A 22,310-nucleotide genomic window follows, 5' to 3' on the forward strand; every position below is an offset into this window, starting at 1 on the left:
ATGTCGAAGAAATGGAAAATCAAGGTTGCCGACTGGTTCTTGCGGCGCTATACGGCGAAGTACGGCCGTTTTCAGGATAAGGCGACGTTCGACGGCGCCCAGCAGTTTGACAATATCGTCATCTATTCCACCACGGCGTTGGGCGACTTCATGTTCAACACGCCGGCACTGCGGGCGATGCGGGAACGCTACCCCAACGCGCACATCACGCTGGTGGTGCACAAGAAAAACCGCGAGCTGGTGGAAAACGGCCGCTATTACGATCGCGTGGTGTATTGGGACAGCAAGATCAAGACGATGCGCCCGTTGCTGAAATCGCTGCGCGAACATCAGCCGGATTTGGCGCTGATCCTGCATTCCCATCTGCCTTATGACATCATCAGCGCCGTACTGGCCGGGGCGAAGTACATTATCAGGGATAACTACAGTTCAGGCATTTGCGGGCTGGAGCCTTGGCTAACCAACTACGTCTTCCATTATTACGGCCACTTCGTGCGCCGCAAGCTGGAGCTGATTTCCATTTTGGGCTGCCGCAGCGACGATCCGACGATGGAAATTCCCGTGGATTATCAGCGCGGCGTCAAAAGCAGCGAGCATCCCACCATCGGTTTTCAGCTGGGGGCGTCAACGGAGTCGCGTTGCTGGCCGGTTGCGCACTATGCGCGGCTGGCCGATGAGCTGGTGGCGAAGCACCCAAATGTACGCATCGTGCTGATTGGCGCACCGTTTGACGACGGCAAGGCCAAACAGTTTTTGAGTCTGATCGGCCCGCAAACGCAGGCCTGCGTGGATAACCAGATCGGTAAAACGGGGCTGCAAGGTTTGCTGACGTTGCTCGACAGTTTCCATGTTCTGGTTACCGGCGATACCGGGCCGTTGCATCTGGCGGTGGCGTTGAAGGTGAAAACCATCAGCCTGTTCGTGACCGCCGACTCACGTTCCACCGGGCCGATTCAGGATCCTGAACTGCATCGCATCATTCAGGTGTCTCGTACCGGCTATACGATGCCGCTGGAGGCGGAAAGCCCGATGGGGGTTATCCAGCCGCAGCGGATTTATGACGAGCTGGTCGCGCACGTGCCTTTAGCGCGCTAAAGGCGAGACGACGCATCGGCCGCCCGGCCGATGCGGTTAATGCGGCCTGCGCCCGCGCAGCTTCGAAAGAAAGGTATCCACTCGCGCATAGCGCATCTGGCGGACTTTTTTGCCCGGCACGTCGCTGTTGCGGCAGACAGCGGCGGCGCGGCGCAGGATATGTAGCGTTGCCGGCGCGTAATGGTAATAGCCGTATACCGCCTTCGACATGCTTTTCACCTCGGAAAAGCAGTTGGCCAGCATCAGTGCGGCTAACCGGCGCAGCGGCTCATCCCCGGGATGCTGCGCCACAAAACGCAGCATCTTCTCCATGGCGAACAGCAGATCTTCAATATCTTTGGGTTTGATATTGCGGGTGATGCCCTGGCTGTTGTCCCGATAGAAGTAGAGTTCGCAGTCAAGATGGGCGATGCGGCGAGTTTTGAAATACTGAAAAGGCGTGAAAATCACGTCTTCGTAGCGCCTGCCGTCTTCGAACGCTTCCCCTTCCAGCAGCGTGCGTTTATATACCCGGCTCCAGAGATGCCACATCGAGCGTGCAAACAGCGGTTGCAGGCAGCCGAGCCCCAACTGTGAAAAGTCGTAGGCTGCGGGCTGCGCCGCGCGGTTATCCGCTGTCGACGGATGTTCGGTGAACTTCTGATAATTAAAATCGATCAGGTCATATTCACCGGCGATCAACAGGGGGCGCAGGATCGCCAGATAGTCGTCGCTCAGCAGATCGTCGCCGTCGAGAAAGGTGACATAGCGCCCGGTGGCCCGCTGTAGCCCGACGTTGCGGGCGTGCGCAATGCCGCCGTTGGCCTGTGAAGTAAGGACCGCGCGCGGATGCCGCCGCTGCGCCAGATAGTGGCTGACCAGCGCGCCGGAGGCGTCGGTGGAGCCATCGTCGATGATCACCACCTCGATATCGTCGCCAATCTGTACAAATAACGAATCCAGCGCAGCGATAACGAACGCTTCATTATTATAAAACGGCACGATAACGCTGAGCAGCGGCTGCTGAGGATTCACAAGGCGGGCTCCTGAACTGGGGGCTGTTTCGTAACGGAAAGAACGGCGGCGATCAGCGCCAGGCAGAACATGACGGTGCCTTCCGTGCTGAAGAAGATGACGTCGCTCAGGCCGTAAACGAACAGGCTGGCGCTGACGCTCAGCAGTAACGCGTTGCGCTGCGGCCGGAACGAAGAGAAGAGCAGGCCGGCGTAGAGCGCCAGCAGCAGCAGTGCGCCCCAGACGCCCTTGAGCGAGTAGGTTTCCAGCAGTTCGTTGTGCAGGTGAACGTTGATGTAGGGCATGACGCCGTACAGATGTGGCTGCTGCGCGACGATGGTGCGGATCTCTTCACCGCGTTGTTCGGCGGATTGGCCCCAAGGGGCTTGTGAACCAGTACGCCATGCCAGCGTTTGCATCGACAGCCGGGAAATGATCGAGTTATCTATCTCGGGTTTATCGATCAGTTGCATGTTGGTTTTGAAGTCGGCAATGCGTTGTTCAATCTGCGCTTTAAAGACGAATCCGCAGATGAGCAGCAATAATGGCACCGAGGAGACCAGCAAAAACTTGTGTTTTCTGGATACCAGATGCTTGGTCGCCAGCAGCGACAGGCAAACCGCCACCGGGTAAACCAGCATGGCCGCGCGCGTGCCGGTGAGCACCAGCGCAGAGAAGGACAGCAGGAACGCCGCAATGTACAACACCAGACGGTAGCGGGTGCGCAGCATCAGGATGGCTTGCATCATCACCAGATCGATGGCGGTCATCAGGTAGGCAACGACCGTGGCGCGATCGAAGTTGAGCTCCACGCGCGGAATATCCAGCCGCAGCCCCTGATAGAGTGAATAACCGTTGACCGCCAGACCGGTAATGAGGGCCACGACAACGAGCAGGCGCTGCACGCACAACCGCTCATTAAGCGCAATCAGCAGGATGAAGGCGGTTGCCAGTTGGAGTTTACCGGTCGACATATAAGAGCGGTAAATGTTGATGTATTCACCCGGCTGTTTGAAGTGGTGCATCCAGAGGATGGTTCCCATGCCTACGCTGAACATCAGCGCGGGCAGCAGCAGATTTCTAACGTTGCTGAAGTAGTAGCGCGGATACAGGCAAACGGCGATAAAGGCGATGTAGCTGGAAACATAAAACAGATTGCGTCCGGTCGCGGAACCGAAAGGAATGGTGCAAAAAGCGATGGCGCACCCCAGATAGATCAGATAGCTAAAGGCAGGGTGCGGTGTTCTGTGTTTTAACATTGGGCGTGTTTTCCGGCTCACGTTTTAATTAAGCGATGAAGGAGCGCAGCGTGTCGTCGAACTCAACTTTGAACTGAGCATAGTTGAAATGATCCGCAGGATAGCGCTGCGCATTTCGGCTCAGAGTCTGGTAGGTTTCTCGCTCCAGCAATTTCTCAACGGCATCTGCACAGTCGATATGCGACAGCAGCTTGGGCGCCACCAGGCTGTCGGTCTGCGGATCGTAGACCTCATGCGGGAAGTCGACCTCGATATCGGTGAGCTGCCGGTGTTGTTCGATGGTGACCGACGGCGTCAGGCCAAGGCCGCAGACCCCGTCCCTGACCGCTTCCGGCTGGCCGTCGACCCGCGGGAAAATGACCGGCACGCCGAAATAGAGCGATTCCATGCAGGACAAGCCGAACGGCTCGGTGATTGGCGTGCTCATGTAGATGTGCGTGCGATTGAAGAAACCGGCGACGTCATCCTGATAACCGCTGAAGGTGACGCGATCGCCGAGCTGCAGCCGTGCCGCCAGCGCTTCGAACGCCGCGCGATCCGGCCCTTTGCCGGCCACTTCCAGCGTGACGTCATGCCCGCGCCGCAGCAGTTCCTGCATCATCAATAATGAAACGCTGATGCCTTTCAGGCTGACCAGGCGTGAAGCAGTGCCGATCCTGACCGGCTGCGACAGCGTTTTCGGCGCAGCGTCGATCCCCGCCGGCGTCTTGATGCGGTTGATCACCACGTGATTTGGGCAAGGCAGATTAAAGCGCAGCGCCATCACCCGTTTCGACGCGTGTGAGGCGGAAATGACGCCGTCCAGCATGGCGAAGAAACGCAGCGTCTTTTTATTCTTGGGGTAACGCCAGGAGCAGCCGTGATCGTAGTAAACCAGCTTGCCGCGCTTGGGTTTGGCCGCCAGCCCCGGCACCAGGTCCCAGACGATCACCACGTCAGCGTTCGCCCGTTCAATTTTCCGTTTCAGCAAAAATTTGCGCAGGAATTGCGGGCAACGCAACGGCAGCGCATTGATAAGGCGGTTGGCGAAGGTGACGGGCTGATGCGCCGGCAACTGGCGGCGGATCTCTTCGCCAATGTCGCCGCTGATGCACAGGACCTGGTTGCTGCCGTCGGTGGTATCGTTGATGTACTGCAGGAACAGGCGCTCGACGCCGCCCATTTTACCCAGGTTGATAATGTGCAGTTTTTTCATGCTATAACCTTTTGCAACGCCTGCCATGCCGTATCGGCGTCGATTGTCGCCATGCTTTTTTCCGGCGAAATCAGCGAGTGCTGATTTTGCCCGTAACCGCCGATCAGGCCGGGATCGGTCGGCCCGAACAGCGTGATGTTCGGTTTGTCGAGCGCGGCGGTCAAATGGCTGAGCCCGGTATCGACCGAGACCACACCCCTGGCGCCGGCCAGCACCTCGGCCACCTGCTGCAGGCTGAGTTTCGGCATCACCTCGACATGTGGAAAACCTTCCGCCAAGCGCAGCGCGCGCTGATGTTCATGCTCTGCGCCCCACGGCAGTTTGATCTTCAGCCCGCTGTCCGCCGCCAGCGCGATCAGCTCACGCCAGTTTTGCTCCGGCCAATGCTTATCGTCACGGGTCGTCGCGTGCAGAAACACCAAATACTGCCCGGCATCGGCCGGCGGGCGGCTGAGAAAGCGTGCGGCGATGGCGTAATCGCCGTAGCTGCCCGGTTTATCGTAGCCGAGGCTTTTGGCGAACAGTTCGCGCGTGCGTTCCACCGCGTGCTGCTGTTTGTCTACCTCATGGCGCACGTTGTAGAACCAGCTGGCGAACGGCTCGCGCGCGCTCTTGCAGTCCGGGCCATGTTTGTTGCCTTTGGCGATGCGCGTGATCAGCGCGGCGCTTTTGATCAGGCCCTGCGCGTCGATCACCACGTCGTAACGGCGTTCTTGCAGCGCGCGCTTGAAGTCGCAGCGCTGTTGCCGAGTATCGTTGCCGAACCAGTTTTTTCGCCAGCGGCGAATGGCCACCGGGATCACGCGATCTACCGCCGGGTGCCAGGTGGGGATTTGGCTGAAGCCTTCTTCCACCACCCAGTCGAAGCGGATATCGGGAATGGCCTGCAGCGCGTCGGTCAGGGCGGGCAGCGTATGCAGCACGTCCCCCATCGAGGAGGTTTTTACAATTAACACCTGCATGACTATTCCTCGCTGGCGACAAGTAACGGCGTCAGCGCATCCAACACTTGCTGCGGCTGAATATCGATCAAACTTTGGTGGTATCCCTGCTCGGCATCGCCCTTACGCACCTTGTGGTAGCCGCTGATCAGGCGAATGACCCGCGCCTTGTCGGAAAGCGGCGGCGTGAAGTCGGGGCTGCTTGGGCCGTATAAGGCTATCAGCGGTTTGTTCAACGCTGCGGCAACGTGCATTAAACCGGAGTCGTTGCTGACCACCGCCCGGCAGGCTGCGATCAGGATAACTGCTTGCTCCAGCTGGGTTTTCCCGGCCAGATTAAGGCAGAAATCGCGGGCGTCGTCCTGCAATGCGGCGCGGATCTGTTCGCCGGCCTCATGGTCTTTTGCCGAACCGAACAGCGCGATTTGATAGCCGCCCTCGATCAGCCGCTGAGCCAGAGCTGCGTAGTGATAGTGCGGCCAGCGCTTGGCGGGGCCGAACTCCGCGCCTGGGCAGAAGCCGACGATCGGGCGGCTGTCGGTCAGGTTGAAGGCCGCGGTGGTGTCGGCGATCTCTTCGTCGCTCACCTGCAGCCGCGGCCACAGCAGCGGCTGCGGCAGATCGTCGGCGCGCAGAACGCGGCCTTTGTCATAGGCCAGCGCCACATAGCGTTGCACCATCAACGGGAAGGCGGTCTTGTCGAGCACGCGGACGTCGTTCAGCAGGCCGTAGCGCATTTCGCCCCGCCAGCCGATGCGCTGCGGGATATCGGCGAAGAAGGGCACCAGCGCGGATTTGAACGAGTTGGGCAGAACGTAAGCGCGATCGTAACGGTTGGCGCGCAGAGCGCGCCCCAGGCGGCGGCGCTCGCCGAGCCCCAGCGCGCCGTGGCCCAGCGGCATCGCCAGCGCCTGATTGACTTCCGGCATGCGCGCCAGCAACGGGCGGCACCAGGCCGGCGCCATCACATCGATCTCCGCCGACGGGTATTCGGCCTTCAGGGTGCGATAGAGACTTTGCGACATCATCATGTCGCCAACCCAAGAAGGGCCGATAACCAGTATTTTCATACCCAGCGTTAATTCCTTCAGCTTATGCGGTGCGGTTCAACCAGGCCATGTACTCTTTCACGCCTTCGGCGACCGTTTTGAACGGTGCGTTGTAGCCGGCGGCGCGCAGCTTGGTCAGATCGGCCTGGGTGTACGCCTGATAGCGGCCTTTCAGCTTCTCCGGGAACTCGATGTATTCCACAGCGCCTTTCTGATGGAAGTCCACCACCGCGTCGGCTACCGCCTGGAAGGTTTCCGCTCGGCCGGTGCCGCAGTTGAAGATGCCGGATTTGCCGGTTTCCCAGAACCACAGGTTAACCGCCGCAACGTCGCCGACGTAGATGAAGTCACGCTTGAAGTTTTCGCTGCCGGCGAACAGTTTCGGGTTTTCGCCGCGGTTGATCTGGGTATTCAGGTGGAAGGCGACGCTGGCCATGCTGCCTTTGTGGCCTTCGCGCGGGCCATAAACGTTGAAGTAGCGGAAGCCGCAGATCTGCGAGTCCGCTTCCGGCAGGATCTCGCGCACGTACTGATCGAACAGGAATTTGGAGTAGCCGTAAACGTTGAGCGGCGCTTCATACTCACGCTCTTCGATGAACTCTTCGCGGCCGCCGTAAGTGGCGGCGGAGGAGGCATACAAGAACGGGATTTCGCGATCCAGGCAGTAGTGCAGCAGGTCTTTGGAGTACTGATAGTTATTGTCCATCATGTACTTGCCGTCCCACTCGGTGGTCGCGGAGCAGGCGCCTTCGTGGAACACCGCTTCGATATCGCCCAGATCGTCGCCGGCCACGATGCTGGCGATAAAGTCTTCTTTATCGATATAGTCGGCGATGTCCAGATCGACCAGGTTGACGAACTTGGTGCCGTCTTTCAGGTTATCCACCACCAGGATATCGCGATATCCCTTGTCGTTCAGTGCCTTAATGATGTTGCTGCCGATCATGCCGGCGCCGCCTGTGACGATAATCATTGGGTTACCCCTGCTAAGCTGCCTGGCGGGGCACAATGCCCCACGCTCAATGGCGGTTATAATAGCATTTCATGCCGCGGCAAACAGCGGAAGGGCTCCGAATATCCCGCATTGCCATTGAAGTCCGCCGTTTGCCGTGATATCTGCTGCAATTTTAATATTCTCTCCCGCGCATTCTCGTCAGTTTGGTTACAAATCAGTAAAATATGCCGCAAATAGCCCAATCCTGGAGATAACCGAATGTCAGCGTCTTTTTATCAGCAGTTGGAACAACAGCTTGCCGCCACGCGCAGTGAAGGGCTGTTCAAGGAAGAACGCATCATCACCTCCGCGCAACAGGCGGATATCGCCGTCGCCGACGGCAGCCATGTGATCAACTTCTGCGCCAATAACTACCTGGGCCTGGCCAACCACCCGGCGCTGATCGCCGCCGCCAAGTCGGGCATGGACAGCCACGGTTTCGGCATGGCGTCGGTGCGCTTCATCTGCGGCACCCAGGACAGCCACAAGCAGCTGGAACAGAAACTGGCGGCCTTTTTGGGCATGGAAGACGCGATCCTGTACTCCTCTTGCTTCGACGCCAACGGCGGGCTGTTCGAAACCCTGCTCGGCCCGGAAGACGCCATTATCTCCGATGCGCTGAACCACGCGTCGATCATTGACGGCGTGCGCCTGTGCAAGGCCAAGCGCTATCGCTATGCCAATAACGACATGACCGAGCTGGCCGCGCAGCTGAAGCAGGCCAAAGCCGACGGCGCGCGTCACATCCTGATCGCCACCGACGGCGTCTTCTCTATGGACGGCGTGATCGCCAACCTGAAAGGGGTTTGCGATCTGGCGGACGAATACCAGGCGCTGGTGATGGTGGATGACTCTCACGCGGTGGGCTTTGTCGGCGCCAACGGGCGCGGCACCCATGAATACTGCGAAGTGATGGGCCGCGTCGATATCATCACCGGTACGTTAGGCAAAGCGCTGGGCGGCGCGTCCGGCGGCTACACCGCCGCCAAGAAAGAAGTGGTGGAGTGGCTGCGCCAGCGTTCGCGCCCGTACCTGTTCTCCAACTCGCTGGCGCCGGCGATCGTCGCCGCGTCGATCAAAGTGCTGGAACTGCTGGAAGAGGGCGATGCCCTGCGCGATCGCCTGTGGGCCAATGCGCGTCTGTTCCGCGAAAAAATGACCGCCGCCGGCTTCACGTTGGCCGGCGCCGATCACGCCATCATCCCGGTGATGCTGGGTGAGGCGAAGTTGGCGCAGGAATTCGCCAATGCGTTGCTCAAGGAAGGCATCTATGTGACCGGTTTCTTCTATCCGGTGGTGCCGAAAGGCCAGGCGCGCATCCGCACCCAGATGTCCGCCGACCACACCCCGGAGCAAATCGAACGCGCAGTGGCGGCGTTTACACGTATCGGTAAGGATCTTGGCGTTATTGCATAAGGTAAAACCATGAAAGCACTGTCAAAACTGAAAGCGGAAGAAGGGATTTGGATGACCGACGTGCCTCAGCCGGAGCTGGGCCACAACGACATCATGATCAAAATCCGCAAAACCGCGATCTGCGGCACCGATGTGCATATCTACAACTGGGACGAGTGGTCGCAAAAGACCATTCCGGTTCCGATGGTGGTCGGCCATGAATACGTGGGCGAAGTGGTGGCGATCGGTCAGGAAGTCAAAGGCTTCAACATCGGCGATCGCGTGTCCGGCGAAGGCCATATCACCTGCGGCCACTGCCGCAACTGCCGCGGCGGCCGCACGCACCTGTGCCGCAACACCGTCGGCGTGGGCGTGAACCGCCCGGGCAGCTTCGCGGAATACCTGGTGATCCCGGCGTTCAACGCCTTCAAGATCCCGGATAACATCTCCGACGAACTGGCTTCGATCTTTGATCCGTTCGGTAACGCAGTGCATACCGCGCTGTCGTTCGATCTGGTTGGGGAAGACGTGCTGGTGTCCGGCGCCGGCCCGATCGGCATCATGGCGGCGGCGGTGTGCAAACACGTCGGCGCCCGCCATGTGGTGATCACCGACGTTAACGAATACCGCCTGGAACTGGCGCGCAAGATGGGCGTGACCCGTGCGGTGAACGTCAGCAAGGAAAACCTCAGCGACGTGATGGCCGAACTGGGCATGACCGAAGGGTTCGACGTCGGCCTGGAAATGTCCGGCGCGCCGCCGGCGTTCCGCACGCTGCTCAATGCGATGAACCACGGCGGGCGCATCGCCATGCTGGGCATTCCGCCTTCGGATATGTCGATCGACTGGAATCAGGTCATCTTCAAAGGGCTGTTTATCAAAGGGATTTACGGCCGTGAAATGTTCGAGACCTGGTACAAGATGGCGGCGCTGATCCAGTCCGGCCTGGATTTGACCCCGATCATCACCCACCGTTTCTCGATCGACGAGTTCCAGCAGGGCTTCGACGCCATGCGCTCCGGCAAGTCGGGCAAAGTGGTGCTGAGCTGGGATTGATCTCGGCAGGCGTGAAAAGGGCCGGAATTCCGGCCCTTTTTTTATGTTTGCGGTTTGGTTTGCGTCCAGTGCTGCCAATGACGCTTGATGAAGGTCACCGGCGGCGAGGTGGCAATGCTGTCGGCGATAACGCCCAGCGCGGTGCCGGCGCTGGCTTTTTCCTTCGGCGGTTTGACCTTGCACTGCTTGATGCCGCCGCTGAACGGGTTCTTCGGCTGCGGTTTTTGCGGTTTGACCGGCGGCGGGACGTAGCTGCCACCGCCATTGCCCTGCGGTTCGTTCAGCAGCGCGCTCGGTTTGACCAGCACGATATCGGCGGGCAGCGACGGCAGCATCTGCTGCAGCACCTTCACCGTCGCCGGGCGCGGGTGGCCGATGGCGATGGCGGATCCGTTGCGCCGCGCCAATTCGACCGCGCGGTTGAACTGGCGGCGGATGTCGGCTTCGTTCGCGGTATCGTCGAGGAACACCCTGCGTTTGATCACTTTCACGCCGGTGCCGGCCGCGGCGCGGGTCGCCTGGCTGCTGCCGATGGTCATGCTGTCGAGGAAGTACAGGCGGTAGCTTTCGAGCGCCTGCATCACTTTCTGCATGCCCGGCAGGCTGGAGGTCATGGCGCTGCCCATGTGGTTGTTCATGCCGACCGCGTAGGGCACGTTGTTCACCGCGTTGCGGATGATGCGCTGTATCTCGTCGCTGCTCATGGAAGGCTGCAGGGTATCGCGTTCCAGCGGCTGCTTGCTGAGCGGCGTCATCGGCATGTGGATCAAGACTTCGCGGCCCTGGCTGTGGGCGCGGGTGGCCATCAGGCGGGCATGCGGCGCGTTGGGCAACACTGCGACCGAGATCGCCGTCGGCATTTGCAGCACCGCGTTTTCTTCGTGAGGGCGGTAGCCCACGTCATCGATGACGATGGAGAGTTTTCCTGCCTGCGCAGCGTAAACCTGCAGCAGACAGCCGATTAACAAAGCTGTACGGGTTTTGACATAACGCAAATCTATCTTCCCAACCACGGCAGTGGGTTAACCGCCTGTCCCTGACGACGGATTTCGAAATAGAGCGACGGCGTTCCCTGGCCGCCGCTGGTGCCGACCAGAGCGATCGGCTGGCCGGCGCGCACCTGCGCCCCGACGTTGACCAACGCGCTTTGGTTGTAGCCGTACACGCTCATGTCGCCTTTACCGTGTTCGACCACCACCATCAGGCCATAGCCTTGCAGCCAGTCGGCCAGCAGCACGCGGCCATCGGCGACGGCTTTCACTTCGCTGCCTTCGCGGGCTTCGATCACCATGCCTTTCCAGCGTAGCTCGCCCTGCTGCTGCTCGCCAAAGCCGTGCAGCGTGCGGCCGCGCACCGGCCACATCAGCTGGCCGGCCGGACGACCGAGGCCGCCGGTTCGCGCCATCAGCGAGCGATCGGCTTCGCTAGGTTTGTAGGTGGTGCCGGTTTTCTTCGCCTGCTGTTCCTTGATGCGCACCTGTTCGCGCACTTTGGCCGCTTCACGCGCTTCGCGTTCGGCGCGCGCACGGGCTTCGCGCTCCGCCCGAGCGATCTTGTCGCGCATGCGGGCTTCGTTCTGGCGCAGTTCCACCAGGCGTTGTTGGTCTTTTTCCAGCGAGGCTTCCAGCGCGGTCAGCGTTTTCTTGCGGGCGCCGCGCGCCTGCTCCAGCTTCTGCTGCTGTGTCTGTTGCTCGCTCAGTAAGGATTTTTGCTGGCCCTGTTTGGCCACCAGCGTGGTTTTTTGCTTCGCCAGCTCGGTGCGGGTCTGTTTCAACTCTTCGATGGTTTTCTGGCGCGCTTCGTTCAGATAGCCGAAATAGGCCAGAATACGTTCGCTGCGCTGGCTTTCTTCACCGCTGAGGATCAGCTGCACGGCGCTGTGCTGCCCTTGCCGGAAGGCGGCATCGAGCTGTTTGGCGAGGAGATTTTGCTGGGTCGATTGCTGCTTTTGCAGTTTGGCGATCGAGGCGTTCAGGCCGGAAATGTCCTTGCCTAACTGGGTGAGCGTGCCCTGGGTGTCGCGCAACTGGCGGCTGGCCTGGGCGATGGTTTTTTCCTGCTGCCGCAGCTGATCCTGCAGCGAGCTGCGCTGCTGTTGCTGCTGCTTCACCGCTTTTTCTTTCTCGGCGATGCTCTGCTGAATGTCTTTCAGCTGGGATTTATTGTCTTCCGCCGCCTGGCCGGCGAGCGGCAACAGCAAGACGCCAGCGCAAAATACGCTGGCGCACATGGCGGTGAACGTCCTTGGCGCGGTGCGTTCAGGCAGCGGCCGGCTGCCTGCGTTTGCGCTTCGGGTTACCCTTGATAGTGCAAAAAACGCCTTCTCCCTCATGGAGAAGGATTATTCCACGATGAACAGCGGCTTACCAGTCATCTCTTGCGGGATTTCCATTCCCATCAGCGTTAACAGGGTTGGCGCGATGTCCGAAAGCTTGCCGCCTTCGACCGCGCGCGCCGGTTTGCCGACGTAAATCAGCGGCACCGGCAGGCTGGTGTGGGCGGTGTGCGCCTGGCCGGTGGCCGGATCGCGCATCTGCTCGGCGTTGCCGTGATCGGCGGTGATCAGCAGTTGGCCGTCGACGTCGCGCACCGCGTCAACCACCTGAGCGATGCAGGCGTCCAGCGTTTCCACCGCTTTGACCGCCGCTTCATACACGCCGGTATGCCCCACCATGTCGCCGTTCGGGTAGTTGCAGATGATGGCGTCGTATTTGCCGCTGCGGATGGCGCTCAGCAGCTTGTCGGTCAGTTCGGCGGCGCTCATCTCCGGCTGCAGATCATAGGTGGCGACCTGCGGCGAGTTGACCAGCACGCGGTCTTCGCCCTTGAACGGCGCTTCCACGCCGCCGTTATAGAAGAAGGTGACGTGGGCGTATTTTTCGGTTTCCGAGATGCGCAACTGGGTTTTGTCGTGCTTCATCAGCCATTCGCCGAAGGTGTTGGCCAGCGGCGCCGGCGGATAGGCGCAGGCGGTCGCGATGTCGGCGGCGTATTCGGTCAGCATCACGAAATCGCCGAACTGCACCTGCTTGGCGCGCGGGAAACCGTCGAAGTCGGCGTTCACGAAAGCGCGGGTGATCTGGCGCGCGCGGTCGGCGCGGAAGTTCATGAAGATCAACGCGTCGCCGTCCTGCATTGCGGCATCGGCCTCACCGGCGGCGCGGATCACGGTCGGTCTGACGAACTCGTCGTTTTCACCGCGCTGATAAGCGGCCTGCAGGCCGGCGATCGCATCCTCGGCCACGGAATCGCCTTTGGCTGCGGTCAGCAGGTCATAGGCCAGCTGCACGCGATCCCAGCGGTTGTCGCGGTCCATCGCGTAGTAGCGGCCGATCAGCGAGGCGATGCGCCCGACGCCCAATGCGGCGAAGGCGTCGCGGCAGCGTTGCAGCGGGGCTTCGGCGCTGCGCGGCGGCGTGTCGCGCCCGTCGAGGAAGGCATGCAGATAAATGGCTTTGGCGCCGCGTTGAGCGGCCAGCTTGATCATGGCCAGGATGTGCTCGTCATGGCTGTGCACGCCGCCCGGCGACAGCAGGCCCATGATATGCACCGCCTTGCCGGCCGCTACGGCCTTATCGACGGCGGCGGTCAGCACCGGGTTGGTAAAGAAGTCGCCGTCGGCGATCGCTTTGTCCAGCCGGGTCAGATCCTGGTACACGATGCGCCCGGCGCCCAGATTGACATGGCCGACTTCGGAGTTGCCCATTTGCCCATCGGGCAGGCCGACATCCAGCCCGGAGGCGGCGATCAGCGTATGCGGCTGCTCCCGCCACAGACGATCCATCACCGGGGTGCCGGCGTTCAGGATCGCGTTGTCCTGCCGCTCTTCACGGTGGCCGTAACCGTCCAGGATCACCAGGACCATCGGTTTTTTGTTGTTCGACATTGCATTGACCTCTTATGAACTTTTTAAGCTGCGAATAGCCATGCGCCCGCCGCAAGCATGGCTATTCGCCCTCGAAAAACCGGCTGATTTTACACCGCCGCCGGCGATAAATAGCCCAAAGAGATCAAGGTTGCGGCGAATCGCGCGGGCTTTTATGCTCTGACGTCGGGAATTTCTCAGCGCAGCCCGCAGTTTCTACAATCGCGCTTGCTTATTGGCTGTATTTGCCGCACTCGGCAGGTATACTCTGGAACCTTGACTTATTTATCCCTTAACTGACGGGAGTTGTTACACCCCATGCTGCAAGAAATTATGCCATTCGTAAGCAGACACCCTATTCTGAGCCTGGCTTGGATCGCTCTGCTGGTCGCCGTGATCGTCATGACCTTCAAAAGCCGTTTCTCCAAGGTCAAAGAGATCGCCCGCGGTGAAGCCATTCGCCTGATCAACAAAGAAGAAGCCGTGGTGGTCGACACCCGCAGCCGCGACGATTTCCGCCGTGGTCACCTGGCCAACGCCATCAACCTGACCGCCAGCGAAATCAAAAACGGCAGCCTGGGCGAGCTGGAAAAACACAAAGCGCAGCCGATCATCGTCGTGTGCGCCAACGGCACCGCCTCCCGCGAGCCGGCGGAGAACCTGAGCAAGGCCGGTTTTGAAAAGGTGACTATGCTGAAAGACGGCATTGCCGGCTGGAGCGGAGAAAACCTGCCGCTGGTGCGCGGTAAGTAACCGTTTAACCTATTTGAGGTGGCAATCCATGGCTAACATTGATATCTACACCAAAGCGACCTGCCCGTTCTGCCATCGCGCCAAGGCGCTGTTGAACAGCAAGGGCGCGGCGTTTAACGAGATCGCCATCGACGGCGATAACGCCAAGCGCGAAGTGATGATCGAGCGCAGCGGGCGCACCACCGTGCCGCAGATTTTCATCGACGGCCGGCATATCGGCGGCTGCGATGATTTATATGAACTCGATGCTCGCGGCGGCCTGGATCCGCTGCTTTAAGCAGCTTGCCGGTTCACCGAGTGTCAATAAGGACGTTTAACCAAGGGTATTACTCACATGTCAGAACAAAACAGCACCGAAATGGCTTTCCAGATCCAACGTATCTATACCAAGGATATCTCCTTCGAAGCGCCGAACGCGCCGCAGGTTTTCCAGCAGGAATGGCAGCCGGAAGTTAAACTTGATCTGGATACCGCGTCCAGCCAGCTGGCTGACGAAGTGTATGAAGTGGTACTGCGCGTAACCGTGACGGCGACCCTGGGCGAAGAGACGGCGTTCCTGTGCGAAGTGCAGCAGGCGGGCATCTTCTCGGTAGCAGGCATCGAAGGCACGCAGCTGGCGCATTGCCTGGGCGCATACTGCCCGAACATTTTGTTCCCGTATGCGCGCGAGTGCATCACCAGCCTGGTTTCCCGCGGCACCTTCCCGCAGCTGAATCTGGCACCGGTCAACTTTGACGCGCTGTTCATGAACTATCTGCAGCAGCAGGCGGAAGGCGAAGGTGCCGCACCACATCAGGATGCCTGATGAACACCGTCAATGCTTCAATGACTGTTATCGGTGCCGGCTCGTACGGCACCGCATTGGCCATCACGCTGGCGCGTAACGGCCACACCGTGGTGCTGTGGGGGCACAACCCCGCGCAAATTCAAACGTTGCAGCGCGATCGCTGCAATCAGGCGTTTCTGCCCGATGTTCCCTTCCCCGATACCCTGCTGCTCGAAGCCGATTTGGCGCGTGCGCTGGCCGCCAGCCGCGACGTGCTGGTGGTGGTGCCGAGCCACGTGTTCGGCGACGTGCTGCGCCAGCTGAAGCCGCATCTGCGCCCGGATGCCCGCATCGTGTGGGCCACCAAGGGGTTGGAAGCGGAAACCGGCCGGTTGCTGCAGGACGTGGCGCGTGAGGCGCTGGGCGAGACGATCCCGCTGGCGGTGCTCTCCGGGCCGACGTTCGCCAAAGAGCTGGCCGCCGGCCTGCCGACGGCGATCGCGCTGGCGGCGACCGATGCGCAGTTCGCCGACGATCTGCAACAGCTGCTGCACTGCGGCAAGAGCTTCCGCGTCTACAGCAATCCCGACTTCATCGGTGTGCAGCTTGGCGGCGCAGTGAAGAATGTGATCGCCATCGGCGCCGGCATGTCCGACGGCATCGGTTTCGGCGCCAATGCCCGTACCGCGTTGATTACGCGCGGGCTGGCGGAAATGAGCCGTCTGGGTTCTGCGCTGGGCGCCGATCCTTCGACGTTCATGGGCATGGCGGGGCTGGGGGATCTGGTGCTAACCTGCACGGACAACCAGTCGCGCAACCGTCGCTTCGGCATTATGCTGGGGCAGGGTAAAGGCGTGCAGGAAGCGCAGGACAGTATCGGTCAGGTGGTCGAGGGCTATCGCAATACCAAAGAGGTGTTGGCGTTGGCGCAGCGGCACGGTGTGGAAATGCCGATCACCGAACAGATTTATCAGGTGCTTTACTGCCACAAGGACGCTCGCGAAGCGGCGCTGAGCCTGCTGGGGCGAGCCCGAAAGGACGAAAAACCCAGCGCGTGACATAAAACGATATGTCGGGGCAGCTGAATGCTGACCCCGCAAATGACCTGGGCTGCTTCGCGCTACCGTGTGAAGCGGCCCGTTTGGCAAGGCAGAGGGGTATGTGATGTCGTCAGAAGAGTTGGAACAGGTCTGGAACAGCATTAAATCAGAAGCGCGAGCACTGGCTGATTGTGAACCGATGCTGGCCAGCTTTTTCCATGCGACGTTGCTCAAGCACGAGAACCTGGGCAGCGCGCTCAGCTATATGCTGGCCAACAAGCTGGCCACGCCGATCATGCCCGCCATCGCGGTGCGCGAGGTGGTGGAAGAGGCCTACAAGTCTGACAACCAGATGATCGTTTCGGCGGCGCGCGATATCCTCGCGGTGCGCCTGCGCGACCCGGCGGTCGATAAATACTCCACGCCGCTGCTTTACCTGAAGGGGTTCCATGCGCTGCAGGCTTACCGCATCGGTCACTGGCTGTGGCAGCAAGGGCGGCAGGCGCTGGCTATCTACCTGCAAAATCAAATTTCCGTCGCCTTTGGCGTGGACATCCATCCGGCGGCGACCATCGGTTGCGGCATCATGCTCGATCACGCCACCGGCATCGTGATCGGTGAAACGGCGGTGGTGGAGAACAACGTCTCTATCCTGCAGTCGGTCACCCTGGGCGGTACCGGTAAAACCAGCGGCGACCGTCACCCGAAAATCCGTGAAGGGGTGATGATTGGCGCAGGCGCCAAAATTCTCGGCAATATCGAAGTGGGCAAGGGCGCGAAGATCGGCGCGGGCTCGGTGGTCTTGCAGGCGATACCGCCGCACACCACCGCCGCCGGCGTGCCGGCGCGCATCGTCGGGCGGCCGGAGAGCGATACGCCGTCGATGGATATGGACCAATACTTCAACGGCACCAACCACGGCTTCGAGTATGGCGACGGCATCTAAGCCGTGGTTGCGGGTTCATTCAGGGGGAGCTTCGGCTCCCCCTGTGTTTTTCAGGCGGTGGTCAGCCCTGTTTCGGGAACGTGACGATGTCGTTGACCATGTCATCGATCGCCGCTTTGACTTCTTGTTCCGTGACTGGCGCGCTGTCGTTGTTGACGGTTTTGCCGTAACTCTTGCGCACCACTTCCAGCACCGTTTTACCGCTATCCTGATCGATCAACTGCGCTTCCAGGAACAGCGTGGTGTTTTGCGTCCGGTGGCCAGTGGCGGCCATGGTGCTGGCCACCACGGCCGCTACCGGCACCACTTCATAGAATTTCATATCCTCATCTTCGGCAGACACGGCGGTAATCGCGACTTTGGCCAACAGCACGCGGGAACCTGTCGGGTTATTCAAAACGGTAGTGCGCTCGGCCACCGCTTTTCTCACGCTTTGGTCGGTATAGTTTCTAATTTTGTCCAGCGTTTGTTGGCTGACGCGGGCGGTGGGTTTAGCCGCCGGGTAATAAACCACGGGAGCGACATACACGCCGCGATAATTCGACTCTTTAAAGTTGGGATCGATCCAACGCAGCGTTTTATGGCCGCTTGGCGAGCTGGTTTCCTGCAGCTTGCTGTAGTCCGGCAGGAACCCCGAATATTGATTCGTTTGGGTGACTTTGGACGAGCAGCCCGCCAGCAACAGGCCCGCCGCCAGAACCGCCATGGCAACGCTCAAACGTTGTTTCTTCATATGGTTTCCTATGATGAGTGGTGATTACCCTTACAAAACATAGCGCATTATCTGCGCCTCATCGGGCTTTTTCGGGGCCGGGCGTGCCCTGTTGCGGCCTTTTTTCAGGATCGTGATGCGCCGCCGGTTTTCGCCGCCAGTGCCGGTGATAAGGCGGCGAGCAAGGCGTCCGCTCTGACCAGCGCCTGGCGTTGCTCAGCTTGCCACCGGGGCAACAAGGGCCAGAGATCCGCCTGATGCTCGGCTTGCAGGCACCAAACCTCCCGGTCGTGCCAATCACCGAGGGCGTTCTGCGCCGCTTTCAGGCTCGCCATCGCGGCGGGAGAGAGGGGAAGGCTCTGCGGATAGGCTTCAGCCGCGTAACGCAGGCGTTTTATCAGCAGCCTCAGGCGGTGGCGATCGTAGCCGGTATCGGCCAATGCCCGGCGCAATTGCCGTTGTTGGCGCTGCAGGCGTCGGTTCACACGGTGTTTGGCAGCGCGTTGCGCGCTGCGGCGAAAGCGGCGCGGCCAGGCGTGCAAAAGCGAGGGAAAACCGATGAGCTGCGGATGGGCGAGCAGTTGACGGCAGCGGGCCTGAAATTCGCTCTGGCGCACGTTGGCCTGCCAATCGAGGCGATGACGCGCCAGTTCGGCGATCAGCACCTCGAGATCGCGCAGCGGCGTCGTGAGCCTGCCCAATTCGGCGGCGGCCCGATCGAGCCGGGTTGCGCCGGGGCAGCCGCGTAACGGGCGCAGCAGGCTGCGAATGCGGCGCAGACAGACGCGCAAGTCGTGCAGCGCTTCGCTGTCTTGCGCCTGTTGCAGCCGCAACAGCGCCTCGTTCAGCGCCGGTTCGAGCCGGCGAAGCTGGGTGACAATCTCTGCGATGAAAGCCATGTGCCGTGCCTGGAGAGGATGATTCTTCCAGTATGGCGCGACGTCGCGGATTACGCCTTGATCAGCGCACCGGCATAGTCCAGCTGCCGCCAGGCTTCATACACCACCACCGATACGGCATTCGACAGGTTCATGCTGCGGCTTTGCGCCTGCATCGGGATGCGGATTTTTTGCTGCACGGGCAGCGCATCGAGGATGTCGGCAGGCAACCCGCGCGTTTCCGGGCCGAACAGCAGGTAGTCGCCGGCGTGGTAGCTGACGGCGCTGTGCGCCGGCGTGCCCTTGGTGGTGAGGGCAAACAGCCGCTGCGGGTTTTCGGCGGCGAGAAAGGCGGCGTAATCGGCATGGCGGCTGACGCGGGTGAACTCATGATAGTCCAGCCCGGCGCGGCGCAGGCGTTTGTCGTCCCACGGGAAACCCAGCGGTTCGATCAGGTGCAGATTAAAGCCGGTATTGGCGCACAGGCGGATGATATTGCCGGTATTGGGTGGAATTTCGGGTTCAAATAAAACGATGTTCAGCATGTTGCAGGCCCCTCGTGAACGAGGGGCGCAGGATAGCAAACTCTTACTGTTCTGTCTTAGACGATAGGCGTTGATGATGCAGCGGCAGCCACAGCACCAGCCGCAGACCGCCAAGCGGGCTGTCTTCGGCCTTCACCCAGCCGCGATGCTGATTGACCGCCGCCTCGACGATAGCCAGGCCAAGGCCGGTGCCGCCGGACTCACGGTCGCGCGCCTCATCGGTGCGGTAGAATGGACGGAAGATCTGCTCGCGGTCTTCGGCGCTGACGCCGGGGCCGTCGTCGTCAACCTGGATAGTCACGCCCTGATTGTCGGCGCTGAACGCCACGGCGATGCGGGTGTGCGAATAACGCAGGGCGTTGCGCACGATGTTTTCCAACGCGCTGTCCAGCGCGCTCGCGTTGCCGAACAGCGTCCACGGACCGGGCGGCGCAGCGATCTCCAGCTGCTTGCCCATCTGTTCGGCTTCGAAACGGGCGTTATCCAGCACGTCGGCCCACAGTTCGTTGGCCTTCAACTGCTCGCGCGCCAGCTCGCCCTTCTGCTGCCCGCGCGACAGCGCCAGCAGATCGTTGATCATCGAATCCAGCCGTTGCGCTTCGGTTTCGATGCGCGCCAGCTCGTGGCCTTCGCCGTGGCGGCGGCGCATCAGCGCGGTGGCCAGCTGCAGGCGAGTCAGCGGCGTGCGCAGCTCGTGCGAGATGTCCGAGATCAAGCGTTGCTGGGCGTTCATCATGCGTTCCAGCGCGCTGACCATCTGGTTGAAGCTGGCGCCGGTGGCCAGAAACTCCTGCGGGCCGGCCTCCAGTTCCGGATGCTGTTTCAGGTTGCCGCGCGCCACGTCATCGGCGGCGTTCTTCAGCTTGCGCGCCGGTTTCGCCAGGCTCCAGGCCAGCCACAGCAGCAGCGGGGCGCTGATCAGCATGGTGACGATCAGCAGCAGCAGCGGCCGGTCGAACATCAGGTTGATGAAATCGGATTGCGGGCTGTTGGCGGGGCGGATCAGGTACAGCTGGTAGTTGTCTTCGCCGTCGCGCACCGCGAACGGCCCGACCAGTTCGACGCGGCCGTACTTTTTCTTCTTCGGATGATCCGAATTGTCGGATTGGCCGATGAAGTTGCGGACGATCTGCATTTCATTGCGTTGCGCGCCGATCACCCGACCTTCGCTGGTGACCAGCAGCAGGCGTTGGCCCGGCGGCGCCCATTTGTCGATGGCGCGGAACAGGCGGCGCCACCACATCAGATCGTTGGCCGGATCGTTTTGCAACTCGGCCTCGACGTGCTGTTCCAGCATCAACCCCTGCCGCTGCTCGCTGTCGAGCAGCGAGGTCATTTGGCGGGAGTCGAGCTTGGGCACCATCAGCACCAGCATTAGCACCAGGGCTAACGTGAACCAGAAAATGGCGAAGATGCGTGCCGTCAAACTGTTGATCATGTTGCAGATACCATCAAATAGCCACGCCCGCGCAGGGTTTTGAACCACGGATGCCCGTCTTTGCGATCCGGCAGCTTACGCCGCAGGTTGGAGATATGCATGTCGATGGCGCGATCGAATGGGGTCAGGCGTTTGCCCAGCACTTCCTGGCTCAGCAGTTCGCGCGACACCACCTGGCCGAGATGTTGCGCCAGCAGATACAGCAGGGTGAACTCGGTGCCGGTCAGATCCAGCACCTGGCCGTCGAAGCTGGCCTCCTGGCGGCCGGGGTTCAGCTGCAGGCCATCGACATCCAGCGTCGGGGCGCCGCTGTCGACCTGCTGCTGCTGTTCGCTCCAGTTGGAACGGCGCAGAATGGCGCGAATGCGCGCGACCAGTTCGCGATCGTTGAAGGGTTTCGGCAGGTAATCATCGGCGCCCAGCTCCAGGCCCAACACGCGGTCCAGTTCGCTGCCGCGCGCGGTCAGCATGATGACCGGCGTCTGGTGATGTTGGCGCAGTTCTTTCAGCGTATCGATGCCGTTTTTCTTCGGCATCATGATGTCGAGCAGCAGCAGATCGACGGAGCTGTCCAGCAGCGACAACGCCTGCTCGCCATCGTGCGCGACGACGATATTAAAACCTTCCATTTCAAGCAGTTCTTTTAACAGCGAGGTCAACTCGCGGTCGTCGTCAACTAACAGAATCTTGTTCATTATGATTTACCTCCAGACGCAAAATACGTCATCAACTGTTGCCATTCCATGACTTTACGTAGTTTTACATGCACTGACGCAGGTTTTCAGGTGTGGCGGTACACTGCTCCTCGTTGATTCGCAAAGTGAGAAAGCTTGAGGAGTTGAAATGCGTAAGGTGACCGCATTAGTTATGGCATCACTGCTGGCAATTGGTTCGACCGCTGCCTTCGCTGCCGACACTATACCGGACACAGCCCAACCTCCCGGCAACGACGCGATGACCCGAATACCCGGCCAGCACCATATGTTCGACGGTGTCAGCCTCAGCGAACAGCAGCGCCAGCAAATGCGCGATTTGATGCGCCAGGCCCGGCACGATCTGCCTGGTGTCAATGTAGCTGAAATGGAAGCCATGCATAAACTGGTGACCGCAGAGAAATTTGACGAAGCCGCCGTGTATGCCCAGGCGGAAAAGATGGCCCAACAGCAGGTCAAGCGCCAGGTCGAAATGGCCCGGGTGCGCAACCAAATGTATAACCTGCTGACGCCAGAGCAAAAAAGTGTTTTAGACCAGAAACATCAGCAGCGCATGCAGCAGATGGAGCAACAAATTTCTGGTTTGCAGCAAGCTTCTGCCCAGAAGTGAAGTACGACTGAGTAGTCCCCTGTTTTTCCTTGCCATAGACACCATCCCTGTCTTCCCCGCCATGATG

Annotated in this window: 23 protein-coding genes; 9 read left to right on the forward strand and 14 right to left on the reverse strand. The window is 60.4% G+C overall.

Annotated elements, in window-relative coordinates; genetic code table 11:
• The gene (locus tag ACJ8OK_RS21800) at nucleotides 1-1,095 is read left to right on the forward strand and encodes a glycosyltransferase family 9 protein (protein ID WP_004931167.1); all 1,095 of its coding nucleotides are present in this window, start codon (nucleotides 1-3) and stop codon (nucleotides 1,093-1,095) included.
• Between the two features lie 36 nt (nucleotides 1,096-1,131).
• On the opposite strand, the gene ACJ8OK_RS21805 is transcribed toward ACJ8OK_RS21800, so the two are convergent.
• The 6 genes from ACJ8OK_RS21805 to rfaD are packed head-to-tail and all read right to left on the reverse strand — an operon-like array spanning nucleotide 1,132 to nucleotide 7,505.
• A complete protein-coding gene (locus ACJ8OK_RS21805) occupies nucleotides 1,132-2,109 on the reverse strand; it encodes a glycosyltransferase (RefSeq protein ID WP_033631345.1) in 978 nt (325 codons plus the stop codon).
• A complete protein-coding gene (locus ACJ8OK_RS21810; RefSeq protein WP_033631344.1) occupies nucleotides 2,106-3,347 on the reverse strand; it encodes an O-antigen ligase family protein in 1,242 nt (413 codons plus the stop codon). Before ACJ8OK_RS21810 ends, ACJ8OK_RS21805 begins: the two co-directional genes overlap by 4 nt.
• Before the next feature lie 28 nt (nucleotides 3,348-3,375).
• Complete coding sequence (locus tag ACJ8OK_RS21815) at nucleotides 3,376-4,542, reverse strand: glycosyltransferase (RefSeq protein WP_085058911.1); 1,167 nt, start codon at nucleotides 4,540-4,542, stop codon at nucleotides 3,376-3,378.
• Nucleotides 4,539-5,504 carry a lipopolysaccharide heptosyltransferase RfaC gene (gene rfaC, locus ACJ8OK_RS21820; RefSeq protein ID WP_442531033.1) on the reverse strand — a complete coding sequence of 322 codons (966 nt, stop codon included), beginning with the start codon at nucleotides 5,502-5,504 and terminating at the stop codon, nucleotides 4,539-4,541. Before rfaC ends, ACJ8OK_RS21815 begins: the two co-directional genes overlap by 4 nt.
• A gap of 2 nt (nucleotides 5,505-5,506) precedes the next feature.
• Nucleotides 5,507-6,553 (reverse strand): ADP-heptose--LPS heptosyltransferase RfaF, encoded by a 1,047-nt coding sequence (rfaF, locus tag ACJ8OK_RS21825; RefSeq protein ID WP_048326703.1) that lies wholly within the window; start codon nucleotides 6,551-6,553, stop codon nucleotides 5,507-5,509.
• A gap of 22 nt (nucleotides 6,554-6,575) precedes the next feature.
• Nucleotides 6,576-7,505, reverse strand: coding sequence for an ADP-glyceromanno-heptose 6-epimerase (rfaD, locus tag ACJ8OK_RS21830; RefSeq protein ID WP_033631340.1), 930 nt, complete (start codon nucleotides 7,503-7,505; stop codon nucleotides 6,576-6,578).
• A 240-nt stretch (nucleotides 7,506-7,745) separates the two neighbouring features.
• Between rfaD and kbl the strand changes: the two genes are divergently transcribed.
• On the forward strand, nucleotides 7,746-8,942 hold the full coding sequence (gene kbl / locus ACJ8OK_RS21835; protein WP_004931154.1) for a glycine C-acetyltransferase: 1,197 nt from the start codon (nucleotides 7,746-7,748) through the stop codon (nucleotides 8,940-8,942).
• A 9-nt stretch (nucleotides 8,943-8,951) separates the two neighbouring features.
• On the forward strand, nucleotides 8,952-9,977 hold the full coding sequence (tdh, locus tag ACJ8OK_RS21840) for an L-threonine 3-dehydrogenase (RefSeq protein ID WP_004931152.1): 1,026 nt from the start codon (nucleotides 8,952-8,954) through the stop codon (nucleotides 9,975-9,977).
• A gap of 41 nt (nucleotides 9,978-10,018) precedes the next feature.
• Here tdh and ACJ8OK_RS21845 read toward each other — a convergent pair whose 3' ends face one another.
• Genes ACJ8OK_RS21845 through gpmM form a run of 3 tightly spaced genes read right to left on the reverse strand, consistent with a single transcriptional unit; the run spans nucleotide 10,019 to nucleotide 13,863 of the window.
• The gene (locus ACJ8OK_RS21845; RefSeq protein ID WP_442531036.1) at nucleotides 10,019-10,972 is read right to left on the reverse strand and encodes a divergent polysaccharide deacetylase family protein; all 954 of its coding nucleotides are present in this window, start codon (nucleotides 10,970-10,972) and stop codon (nucleotides 10,019-10,021) included.
• A gap of 2 nt (nucleotides 10,973-10,974) precedes the next feature.
• Nucleotides 10,975-12,309, reverse strand: coding sequence for a murein hydrolase activator EnvC (gene envC / locus ACJ8OK_RS21850; RefSeq protein ID WP_048326700.1), 1,335 nt, complete (start codon nucleotides 12,307-12,309; stop codon nucleotides 10,975-10,977).
• Between the two features lie 9 nt (nucleotides 12,310-12,318).
• The gene (gpmM, locus tag ACJ8OK_RS21855; protein WP_021504464.1) at nucleotides 12,319-13,863 is read right to left on the reverse strand and encodes a 2,3-bisphosphoglycerate-independent phosphoglycerate mutase; all 1,545 of its coding nucleotides are present in this window, start codon (nucleotides 13,861-13,863) and stop codon (nucleotides 12,319-12,321) included.
• A 297-nt stretch (nucleotides 13,864-14,160) separates the two neighbouring features.
• Between gpmM and ACJ8OK_RS21860 the strand changes: the two genes are divergently transcribed.
• The 5 genes from ACJ8OK_RS21860 (at nucleotide 14,161) to cysE (ending at nucleotide 17,347) form a co-directional block, all read left to right on the forward strand.
• Nucleotides 14,161-14,595: a rhodanese-like domain-containing protein gene (locus ACJ8OK_RS21860; RefSeq protein WP_015379424.1), complete on the forward strand. Its 435-nt coding sequence runs from the start codon at nucleotides 14,161-14,163 to the stop codon at nucleotides 14,593-14,595.
• A 28-nt stretch (nucleotides 14,596-14,623) separates the two neighbouring features.
• Nucleotides 14,624-14,872: a glutaredoxin 3 gene (gene grxC, locus ACJ8OK_RS21865; RefSeq protein ID WP_004931142.1), complete on the forward strand. Its 249-nt coding sequence runs from the start codon at nucleotides 14,624-14,626 to the stop codon at nucleotides 14,870-14,872.
• Nucleotides 14,873-14,929: 57 nt separating this feature from the next.
• Nucleotides 14,930-15,400 (forward strand): protein-export chaperone SecB, encoded by a 471-nt coding sequence (gene secB, locus ACJ8OK_RS21870; protein WP_004931139.1) that lies wholly within the window; start codon nucleotides 14,930-14,932, stop codon nucleotides 15,398-15,400.
• Nucleotides 15,400-16,419 (forward strand): NAD(P)H-dependent glycerol-3-phosphate dehydrogenase, encoded by a 1,020-nt coding sequence (gene gpsA, locus ACJ8OK_RS21875; protein ID WP_033631338.1) that lies wholly within the window; start codon nucleotides 15,400-15,402, stop codon nucleotides 16,417-16,419. Before secB ends, gpsA begins: the two co-directional genes overlap by 1 nt.
• Nucleotides 16,420-16,525: 106 nt before the next feature.
• A complete protein-coding gene (gene cysE, locus ACJ8OK_RS21880; RefSeq protein WP_004931135.1) occupies nucleotides 16,526-17,347 on the forward strand; it encodes a serine O-acetyltransferase in 822 nt (273 codons plus the stop codon).
• Between the two features lie 61 nt (nucleotides 17,348-17,408).
• Here cysE and ACJ8OK_RS21885 read toward each other — a convergent pair whose 3' ends face one another.
• The 5 genes from ACJ8OK_RS21885 to cpxR form a co-directional block, all read right to left on the reverse strand.
• Nucleotides 17,409-18,080, reverse strand: a complete 672-nt coding sequence (locus ACJ8OK_RS21885) for a DUF3313 domain-containing protein (RefSeq protein WP_033631337.1) — start codon at nucleotides 18,078-18,080, stop codon at nucleotides 17,409-17,411.
• A 104-nt stretch (nucleotides 18,081-18,184) separates the two neighbouring features.
• Nucleotides 18,185-18,958, reverse strand: a complete 774-nt coding sequence (locus ACJ8OK_RS21890; protein WP_085058908.1) for a CHAD domain-containing protein — start codon at nucleotides 18,956-18,958, stop codon at nucleotides 18,185-18,187.
• Nucleotides 18,959-19,008: 50 nt separating this feature from the next.
• Complete coding sequence (gene trmL, locus ACJ8OK_RS21895) at nucleotides 19,009-19,482, reverse strand: tRNA (uridine(34)/cytosine(34)/5-carboxymethylaminomethyluridine(34)-2'-O)-methyltransferase TrmL (protein ID WP_085058907.1); 474 nt, start codon at nucleotides 19,480-19,482, stop codon at nucleotides 19,009-19,011.
• Between the two features lie 43 nt (nucleotides 19,483-19,525).
• Nucleotides 19,526-20,920, reverse strand: a complete 1,395-nt coding sequence (gene cpxA, locus ACJ8OK_RS21900) for an envelope stress sensor histidine kinase CpxA (RefSeq protein ID WP_015379421.1) — start codon at nucleotides 20,918-20,920, stop codon at nucleotides 19,526-19,528.
• On the reverse strand, nucleotides 20,917-21,615 hold the full coding sequence (cpxR, locus tag ACJ8OK_RS21905; RefSeq protein ID WP_004931124.1) for an envelope stress response regulator transcription factor CpxR: 699 nt from the start codon (nucleotides 21,613-21,615) through the stop codon (nucleotides 20,917-20,919). The genes cpxA and cpxR overlap by 4 nt, the downstream gene beginning before the upstream one ends.
• A gap of 148 nt (nucleotides 21,616-21,763) precedes the next feature.
• Here cpxR and cpxP point away from each other — a divergent pair, with 148 nt between their 5' ends.
• The gene (gene cpxP / locus ACJ8OK_RS21910; protein ID WP_004931122.1) at nucleotides 21,764-22,243 is read left to right on the forward strand and encodes a cell-envelope stress modulator CpxP; all 480 of its coding nucleotides are present in this window, start codon (nucleotides 21,764-21,766) and stop codon (nucleotides 22,241-22,243) included.
• Nucleotides 22,244-22,310 lie beyond the last annotated feature (67 nt).

It is taken from the genome of Serratia sp. CY71090 (assembly GCF_052166845.1).
GTDB lineage: Bacteria > Pseudomonadota > Gammaproteobacteria > Enterobacterales > Enterobacteriaceae > Serratia > Serratia nematodiphila.